Annotated in this window: 18 protein-coding genes; 11 read left to right on the top strand and 7 right to left on the bottom strand. The window is 61.4% G+C overall.

The features are described 5' to 3' along the window. Positions 1-372: 372 nt before the first annotated feature. The 5 genes from AC0JZ8_RS03120 (at position 373) to AC0JZ8_RS03100 (ending at position 5,495) form a co-directional block, all read left to right on the top strand. Positions 373-2,124 carry a ParB N-terminal domain-containing protein gene (locus AC0JZ8_RS03120; RefSeq protein WP_471891727.1) on the top strand — a complete coding sequence of 584 codons (1,752 nt, stop codon included), beginning with the start codon at positions 373-375 and terminating at the stop codon, positions 2,122-2,124. Further along, a complete protein-coding gene (locus AC0JZ8_RS03115; protein ID WP_471891726.1) occupies positions 2,121-3,014 on the top strand; it encodes a DUF7007 domain-containing protein in 894 nt (297 codons plus the stop codon). The genes AC0JZ8_RS03120 and AC0JZ8_RS03115 overlap by 4 nt, the downstream gene beginning before the upstream one ends. Beyond that, positions 3,011-3,322, top strand: coding sequence for a hypothetical protein (locus AC0JZ8_RS03110; protein ID WP_471891725.1), 312 nt, complete (start codon positions 3,011-3,013; stop codon positions 3,320-3,322). The genes AC0JZ8_RS03115 and AC0JZ8_RS03110 overlap by 4 nt, the downstream gene beginning before the upstream one ends. 384 nt (positions 3,323-3,706) lie before the next feature. Further along, positions 3,707-4,294, top strand: coding sequence for a hypothetical protein (locus AC0JZ8_RS03105; RefSeq protein ID WP_471891724.1), 588 nt, complete (start codon positions 3,707-3,709; stop codon positions 4,292-4,294). 277 nt (positions 4,295-4,571) lie between these two features. After that, positions 4,572-5,495: an ArdC family protein gene (locus tag AC0JZ8_RS03100; protein WP_471891723.1), complete on the top strand. Its 924-nt coding sequence runs from the start codon at positions 4,572-4,574 to the stop codon at positions 5,493-5,495. Positions 5,496-5,498: 3 nt separating this feature from the next. Here AC0JZ8_RS03100 and AC0JZ8_RS03095 read toward each other — a convergent pair whose 3' ends face one another. Then, on the bottom strand, positions 5,499-5,672 hold the full coding sequence (locus AC0JZ8_RS03095; RefSeq protein ID WP_471891722.1) for a hypothetical protein: 174 nt from the start codon (positions 5,670-5,672) through the stop codon (positions 5,499-5,501). Positions 5,673-6,127: 455 nt separating this feature from the next. Between AC0JZ8_RS03095 and AC0JZ8_RS03090 the strand changes: the two genes are divergently transcribed. From AC0JZ8_RS03090 to AC0JZ8_RS03080, 3 genes are all read left to right on the top strand, one after another. Continuing rightward, positions 6,128-6,436: a DUF736 domain-containing protein gene (locus tag AC0JZ8_RS03090; protein ID WP_471891721.1), complete on the top strand. Its 309-nt coding sequence runs from the start codon at positions 6,128-6,130 to the stop codon at positions 6,434-6,436. A gap of 321 nt (positions 6,437-6,757) precedes the next feature. Continuing rightward, positions 6,758-6,922, top strand: a complete 165-nt coding sequence (locus AC0JZ8_RS03085) for a hypothetical protein (RefSeq protein ID WP_471891720.1) — start codon at positions 6,758-6,760, stop codon at positions 6,920-6,922. A 291-nt stretch (positions 6,923-7,213) separates the two neighbouring features. After that, positions 7,214-7,387 (top strand): hypothetical protein, encoded by a 174-nt coding sequence (locus AC0JZ8_RS03080; protein ID WP_174007836.1) that lies wholly within the window; start codon positions 7,214-7,216, stop codon positions 7,385-7,387. A gap of 36 nt (positions 7,388-7,423) precedes the next feature. On the opposite strand, the gene AC0JZ8_RS03075 is transcribed toward AC0JZ8_RS03080, so the two are convergent. From AC0JZ8_RS03075 to traC, 6 genes are all read right to left on the bottom strand, one after another. Continuing rightward, a complete protein-coding gene (locus tag AC0JZ8_RS03075) occupies positions 7,424-7,933 on the bottom strand; it encodes a thermonuclease family protein (RefSeq protein WP_471891776.1) in 510 nt (169 codons plus the stop codon). Between the two features lie 64 nt (positions 7,934-7,997). Then, positions 7,998-8,489, bottom strand: a complete 492-nt coding sequence (locus tag AC0JZ8_RS03070; protein WP_471891719.1) for a WGR domain-containing protein — start codon at positions 8,487-8,489, stop codon at positions 7,998-8,000. A 48-nt stretch (positions 8,490-8,537) separates the two neighbouring features. Continuing rightward, a complete protein-coding gene (locus AC0JZ8_RS03065; protein WP_471891718.1) occupies positions 8,538-8,690 on the bottom strand; it encodes a hypothetical protein in 153 nt (50 codons plus the stop codon). A gap of 49 nt (positions 8,691-8,739) precedes the next feature. Further along, positions 8,740-10,656 carry a Ti-type conjugative transfer system protein TraG gene (gene traG, locus AC0JZ8_RS03060; RefSeq protein ID WP_471891717.1) on the bottom strand — a complete coding sequence of 639 codons (1,917 nt, stop codon included), beginning with the start codon at positions 10,654-10,656 and terminating at the stop codon, positions 8,740-8,742. Continuing rightward, positions 10,643-10,858, bottom strand: a complete 216-nt coding sequence (traD, locus tag AC0JZ8_RS03055) for a type IV conjugative transfer system coupling protein TraD (protein ID WP_160012314.1) — start codon at positions 10,856-10,858, stop codon at positions 10,643-10,645. The genes traG and traD overlap by 14 nt, the downstream gene beginning before the upstream one ends. 4 nt (positions 10,859-10,862) lie before the next feature. Continuing rightward, positions 10,863-11,159 (bottom strand): conjugal transfer protein TraC, encoded by a 297-nt coding sequence (traC, locus tag AC0JZ8_RS03050; RefSeq protein ID WP_471891716.1) that lies wholly within the window; start codon positions 11,157-11,159, stop codon positions 10,863-10,865. A gap of 250 nt (positions 11,160-11,409) precedes the next feature. On the opposite strand from traC, the gene traA reads away from it, so the two are divergent. From traA to AC0JZ8_RS03035, 3 genes are read left to right on the top strand one after another with little or no spacing between them, the layout of a single operon-like run. Beyond that, positions 11,410-14,733, top strand: coding sequence for a Ti-type conjugative transfer relaxase TraA (gene traA, locus AC0JZ8_RS03045; protein WP_471891715.1), 3,324 nt, complete (start codon positions 11,410-11,412; stop codon positions 14,731-14,733). Beyond that, on the top strand, positions 14,730-15,296 hold the full coding sequence (gene traF, locus AC0JZ8_RS03040; protein WP_471891714.1) for a conjugative transfer signal peptidase TraF: 567 nt from the start codon (positions 14,730-14,732) through the stop codon (positions 15,294-15,296). Before traA ends, traF begins: the two co-directional genes overlap by 4 nt. Further along, complete coding sequence (locus AC0JZ8_RS03035) at positions 15,286-16,452, top strand: conjugal transfer protein TraB (RefSeq protein WP_471891713.1); 1,167 nt, start codon at positions 15,286-15,288, stop codon at positions 16,450-16,452. Before traF ends, AC0JZ8_RS03035 begins: the two co-directional genes overlap by 11 nt. Positions 16,453-16,462: the final 10 nt, after the last annotated feature.

Raw genomic sequence — 16,462 nt, 5'->3', positions numbered from 1 at the left:
CAAAGGGCGCTCCCCTCGCCGGTCGAGCGCCCTTTTTGCGCTTTCGTTTCCTGGCAAGGTCCTGCGTGCCATTCGCGCCGCAGCGTGCGCGGGCCAGCCCTTCAATAAGGGAATGGAGGAGAAGGAGGAGGGAAAGAACCGATTGCTGATCGATCCTCCTGCCGACGCAGCTGCTCAACCGCCACCTGCGCCATCCCGGCTACTCGTCCTTCGCAGGGCTGTCAGCCCCGCTTGTTCTTCGCAGCAGGGATGCTCGGTCGCAGTTGCGTCAGTCCGGCCGATCAGCGGTCCGGGAGATGTCTTCGAGAAAAATGAAGACAGGAAAGGCTGGCATGGCGCCGGTCCGGAACTCTCTAGACAAGGACAAATCCCATGCAGATCATCAAGGTTGACCCGCGCGCTCTGAAGGAAAACCCCGACCGGATGCGCCAGTCGAAGTCGTCGCCGCAGGCCGATGCGCTGATGCTGGCGACGATCAAGGCCGTCGGCATCGTTCAGCCGCCGGTGGTCGCACCGGAAACGGATGGCGGAAATGGTTATATCATTGACGCTGGCCATCGCCGGGTGCGCCTTGCCATCGCGGCCGGTCTCGAAGAAATCGAAATCCTCGTCGTTGCTGCAGCCAACGACAACGGCGCGATGCGTTCCATGGTCGAGAACAGCGTTCGCGAAGCGCTCAATCCGGTAGACCAATGGCGAGGTATTGAACGCCTTGTTGCACTAAGCTGGACAGAGGAAGCGATCGCCGTCGCTCTCGCTCTTCCCGTCCGCCAGATCCGCAAGCTGCGCCTGCTCGCAAATGTGCTTCCAGCCATGCTCGAACAAATGGCGCTCGGCGATATGCCGTCCGAGCAGCAGTTGCGGGTGATCGCAGCGGGGGGCCAGGTCGACCAGAAGGAGGTCTGGAAAGCGCACAAGCCCAAGAAGGGCGACACGGCGCCATGGTGGCAGATCGCCAATGCGCTGACGAAAAAGCGCATGTATGCCAAGGACGCGAGCTTCGGTGACGATCTGGCTCAGGCCTACGGCATCGAATGGGTGGAGGATCTCTTCGCACCGGCCGACGAGGACGGCCGCTACACCTCCAATGTCGAAGGTTTTCTTGGCGCCCAGCACGAATGGATGACGAGCAACCTGCCGAAGCGCGGCGCGATCGTCGAGGTCAACAGCTGGGGCCAGCCGGAACTGCCGAAGAAGGGATCCCAAGTTTACGGCAAGCCGTCCAAGTCCGACCATACGGCGCTCTACCTCGATCGTGACGGCAAGGTCCAGACGGTGCATTACCGCATGCCCGAGGCGGCGAAGCCGAAGGGTGCTGTTGGCGACGGATCGGTCACTGGCGGCGATGAAACCGACGCAGTCGCCACGCCGAAAGCCCGGCCCGACGTCACGCAGAAGGGCCACGACATGATCGGCGATTTCCGCACCGATGCCCTGCACGATGCACTCGGTCGCGCGCCGATCGAGGATGATATGCTGCTGGCGCTGATGGTCCTGGCCTTCGCCGGCCAGAATGTCCGCATCGACTCCGGCGCAGATGGCACCTTCTACGGCGGCAAGCGCTTCTCGCGCCATGTCGTGGGCTTGTTTGACGAGCATGGCAAGCTCGCCTTCGATCAGGATACGCTTCGGGTTGCGGTTCGCTCCGTGCTGATCGACGTCCTCTCTTGCCGGCGGGGCATGTCGAACAGCGGCATGGTCGCGCGCATCGCCGGCGAGGCTATCGGCGCTGACGAATTCCTTCCGAACATGGGCTCAGAGGACTTCCTCTTGTGCCTGTCGCGGCAGGCACTGGAAGCGTCTTGCGCCGAGGCATCGGTCCAGCCGCGCCCGAAGGTCCGCGAAACCCGCGCCGCACTCGTGGAGCATTTCGCAAACGAACACTTCGTCCATCCGTCAGGTCGCTTCGCACCGCCGGCTGACGAACTGCTCGACTGGATCCGGGCAGGCTCTGCCACAGATGTCGTCGGCGCCAGGTCGCGCGACGACGGCCGCGCTGATGATCCCGCTGAGGACCAGGATGGGGAGATCGACAGCGATATAGAACGGGAAGGTATGCAGGGGGCAGACCGCCCCGATGACGCTGAGCTTGACGAGGACTTCGATCAGAGGGCTGCAGCATGACCGCCGCCCTCAATTCGAACATCGCAGCATCCACCCCCGATCTTTCGGGGGCGGAGTTTGCCACCAGCGCGGACGGCGTGCCCGTGGCCCGCATCGGTAATCTGGTCCTTGCCATGGTCACATCACCCAGCGGCCTTGCTTTTGTTGCAAGCGCCGGTGCGATCCGTCGGCCACTTGCCGATCTGACGCGGGCAGATTTCATCGGGCATGACGGCCGGGTGGCGGATGAAGCGGAATTCCGTGCGCGCGTCGCCGAGACCGCTGGTCACAAACGCGATCTGGCCAAGCTGCACCGCGTGCAAACCCGCATGTCGGTAAGCACACCATGGGGCGGATCGCAGATGGCGGTTGTCTATGCAGAGGGCGTTGTCGCTTACCTGACATCAGGGCAAGGCGGCTTCCATCTGTCGACAGGGCGCAATGCCAAGGTCCATCCGCTGCTGCGCAAGAATATGCCCTGGTACGAGGAAGACTGCGAATGGGCGATCGTCGCGATAAGTTTCCCGGACCTGTTCACCGCCTATGAGCGGTCGATGGCAGGAAAGACCATCCGCAATACCTGGCCCCACTTCTGGGAGAAAATCCATGGCCGCTCGCTCGCCGAGGGTGAGAGCTGGGTCAAGGATCGCCGAGCGTTCGATCAGCGCCATGCTGCGGACTACATCGTTATGTCGGCAATCTTGTCCGATCAGCGCCCCGGCATGACGGAGGTCGTGGCGAAGATCGGCGGGGGCCATATCCGGGGTGGTGAAGAACGCCGCTTTCTGGTGGCAAGCGACGAATATGCGGTGCGGGGGCGGTTCGGCTTCGTCATCGATCTCGCTCGTCACGCTGAATATGACGGGCCGTCCTCCTTCATTGGCTGGCGAAACCAGGGGGATGAGTCATGATCGACATCCGCACGTCGAAACCTCTGGCGAAAGCAATCGGCGCCCGGCGCGAGACCCAGCGGCATCTCGATTGTCTGACCCGTCAGATTGCGGCGCGCGCCGGGAGACAGGCGACCACGGTGAAGGTCCGGAGCCGCGCGCGGCGCCGGTCCAGTCCCCGTCTCTACCATCGGGAGCTCGTCGACCGCTTTGCCTTCGAGCGCTGGGTCGAACTCGACACGATCGCCTGCAGGCTAGCGATGCAGGAGCAGGTCATCGGGGCGTTCCAGCATCGCGACCGCGATCCTGTGCTGCATCCGGCGATATAGGAGGACCGGAGGCGAAAGGACCTGGCGATGTCCTTACCCGGCTTCGATGTCATCGTTATGGGGGGCTTGGCCATGTCTGTCGCTTGCCTTGGGATTGATATCGGACCAGTGCCGGACTGCCCTTCTTGTTCGCTGCGGTCTGAACCGGCGGCCGGTCGTTTCAAGGCCGCTGTCGCGCCGCGGGGCGGCCGATCCAGCCTCTCTGCGCGAGGGCAGGCTCGCGGTCTGCTCAGGTCAAGACCTGCTGGCCCGCAACCCTGCCCTGCTGGCTCAGCCGGATCGGACCTGTGAAGCCGCCCGTCCCTTGCCGGTTCTTGGTCGTCCGCATCGAAGGGCAGACCGGCACGGGCCGGAACCGCTTCGGAAGCCAAGGAAGGAACAGACATGGCCAAGCCCTCTACCCCCAATCGCTCCAACACCAGGTCGTCGCAATCCCGCCGCGGTACCACCATCGAAATGGTCCGCCTCTCCTGCCCCGACGCCACCCAGGCATTCAAGATCGCGACAAGCTTTGGCACGGCAGTCGTCGACAGCGATGGCATCCGCAGCCTTCACGAGCGGTTGATCGTCGAGACCGCCGAAAGCCTGTCCGAAGGCCTCGGCGAGAAGGCGATGCAGATCCACCTCCAGCGCATCGTCGGGGCCTTCGTCGGATCCGCGCATGGCGCCGGGCAATTCTACTCCCGCGCCGTCACCGAGGCGCGCGATGCCACGGCCAAGGCGTCCAACGACGCCCGCGATGAGGACCTCGACGGTCCGGTCGGCTATGACAGCGCCGCCCAGCGCAAGCGGGAGTTCGCGGCCGACATGGGTGTCCAATCGCACGCGCTGCGCATGGCAGCCGAGGGCGCAGTCGCGGCTTACGAACAGGTCATCGGCGAGACCTGGAAGCCCTTCGACAGGCCGGTCGAAAATCCGGGCGCATCGCTCGACCGCAAAGCCGCGGAAGCTCAGTTGGCCGCTTTCGGATAACACATTGGCGGGGTCGCACCCCGCCCCTTCCTTGTTGTTCCTTGGCTGGCGCCTGCATGCGCCGGCCTTGTCTCAGGTCGAAAACGAAAGCTGGATGTGCGCCTATAGCGGCCCGTCCCGCTCGGCGGTCCTGCAGGAGCCGGGCACCCATGCAACGGCTTTGCCGTCCTCCACGCTGTTGCGGCCGTTCCGGTGCATGGCTGCACCATCGGCCCCTGACTTCGGACCTCCGTGACGGACCGCGACAGGCGCGGTCCTGAGAAAAGGAAAAGAAGTCATGACAAAGAAATCGGAATCGGACCGTGCGGATATCTATACGCGGATCACCGATCGGATCGTTGAAGATCTCGACCAAGGGGTTCGTCCCTGGATGAAACCATGGAGCGCCGCCAACACGCATAGTCGCATCAGCCGACCGATGCGCCACAATGGCCTCCCCTATTCCGGCATGAACGTGCTGCTCCTGTGGTCGGAGCAGGTATCGCGGGGGTTCTCCTCCTCGATGTGGATGACCTTCAAGCAGGCTCTCGAACTGGGCGGGGCCGTGCGGAAGGGCGAAACGGGCTCGACCGTCGTCTTCGCCAGCCGTTTCACCAAGTCAGTGGCCGACGGAAACGGCAATGATATCGACCGGGAGATTCCGTTCCTGAAGGCATATTCTGTGTTCAATATCGAGCAGATCGGTGGTTTGCCCGACACGTATTATGCCCCGCTGGCCAAGGTGTTGGATCCTGTCGAGCGAATAGAGTGCGCCGATCTCTTTTTCCGCAACACCGGCGCCGCGATCCGGCAGGGCGGCAACCAAGCCTACTACTCGCCGATCAAGGACTATATCCAGATGCCGCCCTTCGAGGCGTTCTGTGATGCTGCCGGATACGCGGCTGTCCTCAGCCATGAGGCGACCCACTGGACAGCGGCAGAGCACCGCGTCGGACGCGACCTGTCGCGCTATGCGAAGGACCGGACGGACCGTGCCCGAGAAGAACTCATTGCTGAGCTCGGCAGCTGCTTCCTTTGCGCCGATCTCGGCATCGCCCCGGAGCTTGAGCCGCGGCCGGACCATGCGTCCTATCTGCAGTCGTGGCTTTCAGTGCTGGCCAATGATAAGCGGGCGATCTTCCAGGCGGCGGCCCATGCGCAGCGTGCCGTGAGTTTCCTGCATTCCTTGCAGCCGGAAGCGGATGTGAAGGCTGCGGCCTGACGTTCAGGCGCGGCCGTCACCACCGGCGGCGGCCGCGTGATCCTCATCCCGTTTGTCCTTCAGACCTTGTGCGATGTGAGCATCCAGCTTTCCCCAGATCGACGGTTTTTGAGCGTCGGCTTTGGGTTTGCGGGACGGTTTGCGCTCAATGATGAACGGCTTGGTCTGCTGACGCATTGATCCTCCAGGCGGCGATTCGCGATTGCAACGATATCGCACGGGGTAAGTTGGGCAAGTGGGCCGATGATGCGAGGGGCTCGTGTCCCCGACTGAAGCAAGCAACGACGGTCGAAGCGGGGGATGGCGCAAGATGCCATTCGTGCCTGGGCGAGTGCGGCGGAACACCATTGCCATATCCCTTCACGTCAGAGTTTCCGGCAACCCATTTGCGGGCTCGATGAGGCATGTCTGACCGGAGACCGGCTGCGCCTCGATCGTCTTCCCGCAACGGCAAGCCGCAGATTTCTTACCCCGGAAGGCTGCCCCTTCCTCCTCGCCCACTAACAAATCTGCGACTTGCCGCCCTCCATTTCATTACGGCCCTATTGGGTGCGGTCCGATCGTCACCGGTCTTTTGACAGCTATCGAGGTCGCGATGGGCGCGGCCCGAATACGAGAAAAGGAATACGACAATGGCAACCATCGGCACATTCAACTCCACCGAAAACGGCTTCACCGGCTCCATCCGCACGCTCGCCCTCAACGTCAAGGCTCGCATCGCCCGGGTCGAGAACCCCTCCGACAAGGGCCCGCAGTTCCGCGTCTACGCCGGCAGCGTCGAGCTAGGTGCCGCCTGGCAAAAAACCTCCGAACAGGGCCGCGACTACCTTTCGGTCAAGCTCGACGATCCGAGCTTTCCAGCTCCGATCTACGCAACGCTCGCCGAGGTCGAGGGCGAGGATGGCCTCCAGCTCATCTGGTCCCGCCCGAACCGGGACTGATTGACACCACGAGGCTCCGCCACCGGCGGAGCCTTCTCCTCTTCCGAAAATCAAAGCCGGACCCGGCATCGAGCCAGGTCCGGCTTTTTTGGTGGCATACGGAAACGGGGGATAGCTGCTCAGATCTGTCGAGGATGCCGGGCCGTAATGACGGCCTCAAGGACGAGCGGTTCCCCCAATTTCGCGCGAACGCTCGAAGAGCGCCCACACGAAATCGGCTCCCCCACTCGCCGCCGCTGGCGGTCGCATCCGCGATCCCTGACCCCGCCATCCCGTCCCGCCCTGCGAAATCGTCTTTCACAAACTCAAGGAGATGAGACGATGACGATTGAACAGCACATCGAAGAACTGCGGGCCGAGCTGAAGACCGCTTGCGACGCTGCGGAGCGCCGCGAGATCCAGACCGAGCTGGACCTGGCTCAATCGGAGTTGGCAATCATCACGGCAGAGCAGGACGGTAGCGTCGATGCCGGGCCGCCCTTCTGAGGGCGGTAGACTACACAGCCAGGCGTTGTCTCTGTGTAAGATGTCGAAAGGTGGAGACATTGCACGGTGTCCTGTCGAGTGAGGTCATCGACATCAGGGATGTTGCAGTCCGGTCGTCGGGCAGCAACTCATCGCCATCAGAATTTTCCCCGCCGCTTCGCGTCTCCTTGCGCGCCAAAATTCAGCTGTCGATAAGTCCTCCGCTTCGCTGCGGCCGTACCGATGCAACCCTCCTTGTCCCGGCCTGCGGCCGATCCCTGCGATGTCCGCAATCGACAAGGAGAAACCACCATGCAACGCCTCGCACAATTCCTGGCCGCCACAGGTCGCAAGCTTTCTTCCCTTGGCAAGGTGATCGGCCACTTTTTCCGCAAGGGCAAACTCGGCCTGAAGCTCGCGATCAAGATCCCGTTCTTCGTCGAGATCGAGATCTCCTTTGAAACAGATTGGAGCAGGCGCCGATAACGGCGTTGTGCAACGGCCAGCAATCGTGGGCCGGTTTCAGCACCAGGGCTGTCTACGGCCCGTCCAGGTTCTGGCCAGGCCTTCCGATACGAGGATATCGCCGAGGCTCCTGCCGTCACGGATGAGGACGCGGAGCTTGCGACCGTATCTGTCTTCGTCGCGTCCGGGCCATGCGCGAAGCTTGAAGGAACCCTGATTGACCAGTTCGATCAGGCGATCGGTCGCTCGATTTCCGAGCGCCAGCTCCGTTGCGCATTTCGGCTCACTGATCTCGGGAGCGTCGATATCGGCAATGCGGATTTTTGCGCCCTCAATCCAGAGCGTATCTCCGTCCACGACGCAGGTGACGCGATCACCAACGAAACATTTCCGGTATGTTGTCTCCGGACTGATGACCATACTTGCAGCCTCAGCGACTGCAGCGATCCCAAATATGTGGGCGCCCAACGCGCAGCCGGAAAAAGATACTGCGATCGCGACGATGATCTTTTTCACGGGATAACGGACCTCTGGCCGAAGGCTATGGTCATTCTTCTGCAATTCAATGGTTCTCAATTTGAGTTCGATCCGTCAGAGATGGTTTTCATATCGCTCTTCGGTGAAGCTGGCGCTAAGGCCGCTGCAAGCTGTCCCGGTACGTATGTTGCGCCGAGTTGATTGTACGGTATCCCCGGTGGCGTTTTCGCCTGACGAGATCAAGGAACAATTCAACCGCGTCTTTCTCTTGCTCGAAGTGATGAACCTTTAGCTGGCCTCTGGTTCCGATGCGTCCCCAGCGCCGCATAAGACAGGCCTCTCCGAAGAGGGTCGGTTCGATCGACATGGCATAGAAGCGCGCCATGTTGTTCTCGGCGTCCGTGCGTTCGATATAGAGGCGATATGGCTGGGCGATCATGGTGAGAGAATCGCGCGATCGGGCCCATGCGTCCAACGAGAGTTGTGAATCGATGGTCGCGGAACGATTCAGTTTTGTGAAGTATGGACTGAAGGAGCGCGGGGCGGTCCGCCTTTGGCGTACGGCTCTATTCGCTGAAGCAAACGAAGCCCGGCTGTGGTCTTCGCCGATCCCGGTAACGATCCTCCCGCGATAGCCGACTGCCATTGATCAGTATCCCAGGTAAACGAGAATATCGGCGCCGCAATCGTTGGCTTACTGGTCTGGCTGAGCGATGACATCACCGGTCGTGACATCTACTAAAGCCCTATCGCTATTGCGAACGATTGCCTCAATTTGATGGATGCGGCATTCTTCGATGGCCGCTTCTGCCGTGACCTGTGCCTCGCAGGCTTCCCAATATCTCATCTCCCGATCTCCGGATCTGGGTTCTCCCTCAGACCTTGATTTCCAATGGTCAACGGTTTCCATGGAAGCGGTTATCGCCAACGCAGGACTTCATGTCGGCTCGCCGGAACCACATCGCGCGACCGCATCGAAGCGGCGCATTTCCCCCGGTGAACACAATCTGCTCATCGGCACGCATGCGCAGGACTTCGTGCGGCTGGATCAATGGTCGGCTGGCAAGTTGCTTTGATCGGGTTCGTGACGAACCCCTCGCCTGAAAGCTGCGGCTGACCTGGTCGATCTCGACCGTCGTTGTTCCACAACGCCGGGAGATATAGTCCGCGGTCTCCGGATCGTTGATCGCTGAGAAACTGATCCAGCTCGCGCTTTCGAACCACTTGCTGGTGGCGTCGCGTCCGCCATAGGTTTCGCGCATCTGGCCGATCGACTGATAGATCATCAGAAGCGTGATCCCGTACTTGCGGCCGGCATCGCGTGCCGTCTCAAGGATCCTCATGAAACCCAGGCGCGCGACCTCGTCGAGAAGGAGCAGAGCGCGTCCCGGCATCGCTCCGTCACGATTATAAATGGCGTTCAGGAATGAGCCAATGATTACCCGCGCCAGACCTCCATGGGTCTCCAGCGTTTTAAGATCCAGGGCGACGAACACGTCGGTCTTTCCCGACGCGATGTCATCGGTCGAAAAGGTCGAACCGGACACGAGACCGGCATAGTTCGGATAGCTCAGCCAATGTGTTTCTTTGATCGCATTGGCATAGACGCCGGAGAAGGTTTCGGGCGTCATGTTCACGAACGCTGCCACGTTCTCCTTCACAAAATCGGACTCGGAGTTGTCGTAGATTTCCTGAAGACGCGCGCGCAGCTTCGGCTCCGGTTCCGATAGGTTCATGCGCACTGTCCGCAGCGTCTGATCCTTTTTTTCCGTATGACCGGAGAGGCAGACATCGGCGATGATCGCCGTCAGCAGCTGCAAGCCGGATGCCCGAAAGAAATCGTCCCGAACGCCGCTGGCGCGGCCGCTTTCGCTCATGATCCACGAGGCGACCGCAGCGATATCCTCTTCCTTCGTCCCGCCGTGCTGACCGATCCAGTCGAGGGCATTAAACCCGATATCCGGATCCTTCGGGTCGAGCACGAACACATCACGGCCGGCCTTAATTCGGTGCGCCTTGACCATCGGCGCCACCTCATTGGATGGATCAAGCACGATCAGCGTGCCGCCCCATTTCAGCGCCGTGGGGATCGTGACCGACGTTGTCTTGAAACCGCCGGAGCCGGCGAACACGATGCCATGTGACGATCCGAACGAACCATCGAAGCAGAGGAGCGGTGACTTGCCCCCGGCGCCCCATGTCTCAGGCTTATCGGCCCGAAACGAGAGTGCCGCCGTGCTGTCGCGATCGACACGATACCGCTCGCCGATCACGATGCCGCCACCCTCTGCGAACAGCTTCTCTGCTTCCGGCAGTTTCATCCATTCCGCCTCGCCATGCAGCGCGCGTTTACCGCGGATGCGTTTCGGCTCGGAACGCGAGAATGCGGCGTTGCCGATCACCGCGACGCGAAGCGCGAAGATGCCAGAGAAGAGAACCGCCGCAGCACCTGTCATCGTTGCCGGATCGATATAGGACAGGATCGACTTGGCCGCAGGCACCTGTCCGGCAAACTGCGAGAGCCGCATTCCTTCCCGAATGACGGCAAGCACGATCACGACGCCCGATCCTGCCCCGACGCCGCACCCTGCCGTCTTGATGTTGACCGATCCCTGGGCACTGAGGAGAAAGATAAGTGCGATCGCAGCACTCGCCACATAGGGTAACGACAGGCCAATCCGGCTGAGCGTCAATTTCGCCTCCGCCGTTTTTCCGAACGTCGCGAGCCACTGTTCTATCCCCGGCAACGGGAGGGCGATGCCGATCATCATCAGCGGCGGGACAACGGCGAGCAGGATCCTATTCGCTGTCATTGCCAAATGCCTCCGCGCCGATTGCGATCAGACGGGATCGCTCCGCCTCATCGCCCTTGATCCTCGTCTTCGCTTCGATCAACAGGCCGAGCAACAGCGCGCGCTTTTCATAGCGCATCCCGGCTTTGACTATCAGGCCGCCCAGCTCGATCTTCTCACGAGCATCCTTCTTTCTGGCCTCTGCTGTGGTCAGCCGCTGCATACGTTCAAGCCTCGCCAGCCTGGCTCGTAGCCGCGCCAGCGCCGTTCGGCGTGGCCGACGATGTTCCGGTCGCTCCAGCGGCACCCTTTTCTTTTCCGTTCGATCCGACTTTGGTTCCGCGAAACCGCTTTGCAACGTCCTCGAAAGCTGCCTGAAGGTCGGCGTCGTCGACTTCGATCTCTCCAAGTCCGGCCTTCAGCGCAATGCGGCCGATGCGTTCGGCGTCACGCGTTTCCGCCTGCTTCAGCTGTTCCTGCAAGCGGGCAAGTTCTTCGCGGATTTTGGACGTTGGCTTCTTCATCGGGATGCAATCTCCAGTGATATCCGTGGAATGGTGGGATGAGAGTCCCCGATTTTTCCCCGGCAGGACAGGTACAAATTTGTACCTCGCCAAAGCGTCAGAATTTGGCGAATGATCCCGCCGCTCGACAAGAGCGGATCCAAGGGCGCAATTATACGTCGCTGACGCGACGTTCTGCTTTTGCCCCCTGGCGGGGCCACCTCTTGCGATCAACCTGTTGATTTCGTTCGCAAGAAGGAGCGCTCCACCCGTGGCCGTCCCGCATTTCTCAGTTAGCATCGTCACCCGTGGCTCTGGCCGCAGCGCAGTGCTGTCTGCGGCCTACCGGCACTGCGCCAGGATGGAGTATGAGCGGGAAGCACGCACAATCGACTACACCGGCAAGCAGGGTCTTTTGCACGAGGAGTTCGTCATCCCTGCCGATGCGCCAGACTGGCTACGCGTCATGATTGCCGATCGATCGGTCTCGGGAGCCTCGGAAGCGTTCTGGAACAAGGTCGAGGTGTTCGAAAAGCGGGTCGATGCCCAACTCGCCAAGGATGTGACCATCGCGCTGCCGACTGAGCTATCCTCCGAGCAGAACGTCGCGCTGATGCGGGACTTCATTGCCGAGCATATCACGACGAATGGTATGGTCGCAGACTGGGTCTATCACGATGCACCCGGCAACCCGCATGTCCACCTGATGACGACATTGCGGCCTCTGAGCGAGGACGGGTTCGGCGCCAAAAAGGTCGCGGTAACAGGACCAGACGGCCAGCCCATTCGCAATGATGCCGGCAAAATCGTCTATGAACTCTGGGCGGGTGGCACTGAGGACTTCAATGCTTTTCGTGATGGATGGTTTGCTGTCCAGAATCGGCACCTGGCGCTTGCGGGGCTCGATATCCGCATCGATGGCCGATCCTTCGAAAAGCAGGGTATCGACCTGACCCCGACCATTCATATCGGGGTCGGCGCCACCGCCATCGAGCGAAAATCGGAAATGGAAAACGGGCTGGCGACAGCCGGGTCACGGAAGCTCGAGCGGATCGAATTGCAGGAAGAGCGGCGCGCGGAGAACGTCCGGCGCATCCAGCGCAATCCCGGCATCGTGCTTGATCTCATTACTCGGGAGAAGAGCGTTTTCGACAACCAGGACGTGGCGAAAGTCCTCCATCGCTATGTCGACGACGCGGCTCTCTTCCAGAGCCTGATGGCGCGGATCATGCAGCATCTGGACGTGCTGCGTCTCGACCGTGAGCGTATCGACTTTACCTCCGGTGTCAGGACGCCAGCCCGCTATACGACGCGCGCGATGATCCGCCTTGAGGCTGAGATGGCAAACCGGTCGATATGGCTGTCCCAGCGATCATCGCATGGCGTCCGCCAGAAGATCATCGGGGCGGTGTTCGAGCGCCATGAGCGCCTCTCGGATGAGCAGAGAACGGCCATCGAGCATGTTGCAGGGCCAGAGCGGATTGCAGCCGTGATCGGCCGCGCCGGCGCCGGCAAAACCACAATGATGAAGGCGGCGCGCGAGGCCTGGGAAGCGGCCGGCTATCGTGTCGTTGGCGCCGCCCTGGCGGGGAAGGCGGCCGAAGGATTGGAAAAGGAAGCGGGTATTCTTTCCCGCACGTTATCCTCCTGGGAACTGCGCTGGGCCCAAGGTCGCGACCATCTCGACGACAAGACTGTCATGGTCCTCGACGAAGCCGGCATGGTCTCTTCGAAACAGATGGCGCTGCTTGTCGAAGAGGCAACGGCGCGCGGGGCAAAGCTCGTTCTCATCGGTGATCCCGAACAGCTGCAGCCGATCGAGGCAGGTGCCGCCTTCCGCGCCATCACTGAGCGCATCGGTTATGCCGAACTCGAAACCATCTATCGCCAGCGCGAGCAATGGATGCGCAACGCGTCGCTCGATCTCGCCCGCGGCAACATCGCCAAGGCTGTCGAGTCCTACAGCGCAAACGGTCGGATGATGGGATCGACATTGAAGTCACAAGCCGTCGAAAACCTTATTTTCGATTGGAACCGCGAGTACGATCCGGCCCGGTCCTCGCTGATCCTCGCCCACCTTCGCCGCGACGTGCGGATGCTCAATACCCTGGCGCGCGCCAAGCTCGTCGAGCGCGGGCTTGTCGATGGCGGTCACGCCTTCAAGACGGAACACGGTATCCGTCATTTCGCCGCCGGAGATCGGATCGTCTTCCTCAAGAATGAAAGCTCGCTTGGCGTCAAGAACGGCATGCTGGCCAAGGTGGTGGAAGCCACCCCGGGGCGTATCGTTGCCGAAATTGGTGAAGGCGAACATCGCAAAGCTATCAGCGTAGAGCAGCGGTTCTACAACAATGTCGATCATGGATATGCGACCACGATCCATAAGAGCCAGGGGGCGACCGTCGACAGGGTCAAGCTTCTGGCCTCGCTCTCCCTCGATCGTCACCTGACCTATGTGGCGATGACCCGTCATCGAGAGGATATCGGCGTCTATTATGGCTCGCGATCCTTCGCCAAGGCGGGTGGCCTTGCCGAGCTTTTATCGCGCACGAACTCAAAGGAAACGACGCTCGACTACGAGAAGGGCGCCTTCTATCGCGCGGCCCTTCGCTTCGCCGACGCGCGCGGCCTTCATCTGGTCAATGTCGCGCGCACCCTCGTTCGCGACCGCCTCGACTGGACCGCTCGACAGAAACAGAAGCTCTTTGATCTCACCGCCCGCCTGGCGACGATCCGCGCACAGCTCGGTCTCAAGGGCCCGAATACGCATGTGACCCCGAAACCCTTCATGGAGGAAAAGCCAATGGTATCAGGCATCACGACGTTCCCGAAATCGATCGACCAGGCCGTTGAGGATCGTCTGACTGCCGATCCCGGTTTGAAGAAGCAATGGCAGGAGGTCACGACACGCTTTACCCAGGTCTTCGCCGAGCCGGAGACCGCGTTCAAGGCGGTCAATGTCGATGCCATGCTGAAAGATCCGGCAAGAGCGCAGCCAACGCTTGCGAAGATCGCAGCCGAGCCGGAAAGGTTTGGAGCACTCAAGGGCAAGACCGGCATCTTCGCCGGAGCGACCGAGAAGGCCGCGCGCGACACGGCGCTTGTCAACGTGCCCGCCCTGGCGCGAAACCTCGAGCGATATGTGACGGCGCGGGCCGAGGCAGAGCGCAAGCATGAAGCGCAAGAGCGGGCAATCCGTCTCAAGGTCTCCGTCGACATCCCTGCCCTCTCTCCGTCGGCCAGGCAAACGCTTGAGCGGATCCGCGATGCGATCGATCGCAACGATCTTCCCGCCGGTCTCGAATATGCGCTGGCCGACAGAAACGTCAAAGCGGAACTAGAGGGCTTTGCCAAGGCTGTGTCCGAGCGTTTCGGAGAACGCAGCTTGCTGCCGATCTCGGCAAAAGATGCGAACGGCGAGACCTTTCACAAAATAACGGCCGGGATGAACCCTTCGCAGAAAAGCGAAGTGCAGTCGGCCTGGAACAGCATGCGCACTGTGCAGCAACTCGCCGCGCACGAGCGCACCACGCTGGCGTTGAAGCAGGCTCAAACAGAGCGGCAAACCCAGACCAAGGGGCTCTCCCTCAAATGATTATGATGATGCGTGAAGGTTGGACGATGCCTCGTCAACGAGGCCACGCCTGCGTCACGTTATCCGTGGCCGCCGGCATGTTTGGCGTCCTCTTTGCTGCCGGTTGGAGTGGTGGTCTGCGCATCAACACGACGCCGAGTGAGCCGCTCGGCCTCTGGCGCATCGTTCCTCTCAATCGCTCGGTCCGATCCGGGGAAACGGTTTTCGTTTGCCCGCCTGACAATAACGCCATGCGCCAGGCGAGGCAGCGCGGATATCTCCGCCCGGGACTTTGCCCCGGTGGGTTCGGTCCACTGATCAAGACAGTTGTCGCGTTGGCGGGACAGCGCGTGGACGTCACCGATCACATCGCAGTTGAAGGCGTGCCAATCCCCGGATCGCCTATCATCGGGGCGGATGGACAGGGGCGATCGCTAAGGCATGATCGAAGCGGTATGGTTCCACCCGGAGGGGTGTATCTGCACTCCAACTTCGTCGGCTCATGGGATTCCAGGTATTTCGGGCCGGTACCTGTTTCAGGTGTGCTCGGTCTGGCGCAAGAGGTGTTGACCTATGCGCCGTGAGGTCATGATGACTGCCGTTCTCGTACCGCTTGCCGTGGTCGCCGGGGCGGTCGGCTGGAGCGGCCAGGCGTCCCTTCTACCTGCGGCAACCTTCTTCCCGCTTCTGTGGGCGCGATCACCGACGCGGATCGCCGCGGCACTCGTCGCAGCGGGCTATTTCCTGGCGGCGTCGCGAGGATTGCCTGCCGGCGTTGCCCAATTCTTTGCTGCGGATCTCTGGGTCGGCCTCTGCTTCTGGATCGTGGCGGCATTGTCCTTCATTGCCGTCCATGCGGTACTCTGGACAGTGCGGCGCGGATGGGCAAAGCCCGCGCGCTATCTCATGGTCCTTGGTCTCACTGCTTTTCCGCCACTCGGGATCACAGGCTGGGCGCATCCGCTGACAGCGGCCGGCATACTGTTTCCGGGATGGGGATGGTGGGGGCTGCTCGCTTTGACAGCCGTCCTGATCGGTCTCGTAACCCGGATCGGGCCGGCTATCGCCATTGCTCTGTCAGGTCTATGGCTTTGGTCCGCCGCATCGGGGACAAATCAGATTCTACCGGAGGGGTGGCGTGGTGTTGACCTTGAAATGGGTGCGAGCCTTGGCCGCGATCAATCCCTTCAACGTCAACGTGACCTGGCGACGGATGTTCGGCAGGCTGCCGGAACACGAGAGACCGTCGTCGTGCTTCCCGAGAGCACACTGGGCTTTTGGACGCCAACGCTTGAACGTTTCTGGCGGAATGAGCTGCAAGGAACGCACGTGACTGTAGTCGCCGGCGCGGCGGTCGTCGATGCGGTTGGCTACGACAACGTCATGGTGGCCATCGATGCGCATGGGGGGCGTGTCCTCTATCGCGAGCGCATGCCTGTGCCGGTTTCGATGTGGCGTCCGTGGGAGCGATGGACAGGAGAGATTGGCGGCGCCCGCGCCAACCTCTTGGCCAATCCTGTCGTCGAGGTCGCGGGCCGAAAGATCGCGCCTCTTATCTGCTACGAGCAGCTCGTACTGTGGCCCATTCTCCAGTCGATGCTACACCGACCCGACGCGATCGTTTTGATCGGCAATGGCTGGTGGACGACGGGTGGCAACATCGTCGCCATCCAGCGCGCGAGCGCCAAAGCCTGGTCCGCCCTGTTCGGCGTCCCCCTTGTGATTTCCTTCAATATCTGAACTTTGGAGC

The organism is Velazquezella soli, assembly GCF_977018685.1.
The sequence above is the reverse complement of the archived record's forward strand: the minus strand, read 5'-3'. Positions and strand labels throughout refer to the sequence as shown.

Excerpts from the sequence above, each read along its gene's own strand:
- AC0JZ8_RS03120 (WP_471891727.1), top strand. The coding sequence starts at position 373 with ATGCAGATCATCAAGGTTGACCCGCGCGCTCTGAAGGAAAACCCCGAC.
- AC0JZ8_RS03115 (WP_471891726.1), top strand. The coding sequence starts at position 2,121 with ATGACCGCCGCCCTCAATTCGAACATCGCAGCATCCACCCCCGATCTT.
- AC0JZ8_RS03110 (WP_471891725.1), top strand. The coding sequence starts at position 3,011 with ATGATCGACATCCGCACGTCGAAACCTCTGGCGAAAGCAATCGGCGCC.
- AC0JZ8_RS03105 (WP_471891724.1), top strand. The coding sequence starts at position 3,707 with ATGGCCAAGCCCTCTACCCCCAATCGCTCCAACACCAGGTCGTCGCAA.
- AC0JZ8_RS03100 (WP_471891723.1), top strand. The coding sequence starts at position 4,572 with ATGACAAAGAAATCGGAATCGGACCGTGCGGATATCTATACGCGGATC.
- AC0JZ8_RS03095 (WP_471891722.1), bottom strand. The coding sequence starts at position 5,672 with ATGCGTCAGCAGACCAAGCCGTTCATCATTGAGCGCAAACCGTCCCGC.
- AC0JZ8_RS03090 (WP_471891721.1), top strand. The coding sequence starts at position 6,128 with ATGGCAACCATCGGCACATTCAACTCCACCGAAAACGGCTTCACCGGC.
- AC0JZ8_RS03085 (WP_471891720.1), top strand. The coding sequence starts at position 6,758 with ATGACGATTGAACAGCACATCGAAGAACTGCGGGCCGAGCTGAAGACC.
- AC0JZ8_RS03080 (WP_174007836.1), top strand. The coding sequence starts at position 7,214 with ATGCAACGCCTCGCACAATTCCTGGCCGCCACAGGTCGCAAGCTTTCT.
- AC0JZ8_RS03070 (WP_471891719.1), bottom strand. The coding sequence starts at position 8,489 with ATGGCAGTCGGCTATCGCGGGAGGATCGTTACCGGGATCGGCGAAGAC.
- AC0JZ8_RS03065 (WP_471891718.1), bottom strand. The coding sequence starts at position 8,690 with ATGAGATATTGGGAAGCCTGCGAGGCACAGGTCACGGCAGAAGCGGCC.
- traG (WP_471891717.1), bottom strand. The coding sequence starts at position 10,656 with ATGACAGCGAATAGGATCCTGCTCGCCGTTGTCCCGCCGCTGATGATG.
- traD (WP_160012314.1), bottom strand. The coding sequence starts at position 10,858 with ATGCAGCGGCTGACCACAGCAGAGGCCAGAAAGAAGGATGCTCGTGAG.
- traC (WP_471891716.1), bottom strand. The coding sequence starts at position 11,159 with ATGAAGAAGCCAACGTCCAAAATCCGCGAAGAACTTGCCCGCTTGCAG.
- traF (WP_471891714.1), top strand. The coding sequence starts at position 14,730 with ATGATTATGATGATGCGTGAAGGTTGGACGATGCCTCGTCAACGAGGC.
- AC0JZ8_RS03035 (WP_471891713.1), top strand. The coding sequence starts at position 15,286 with ATGCGCCGTGAGGTCATGATGACTGCCGTTCTCGTACCGCTTGCCGTG.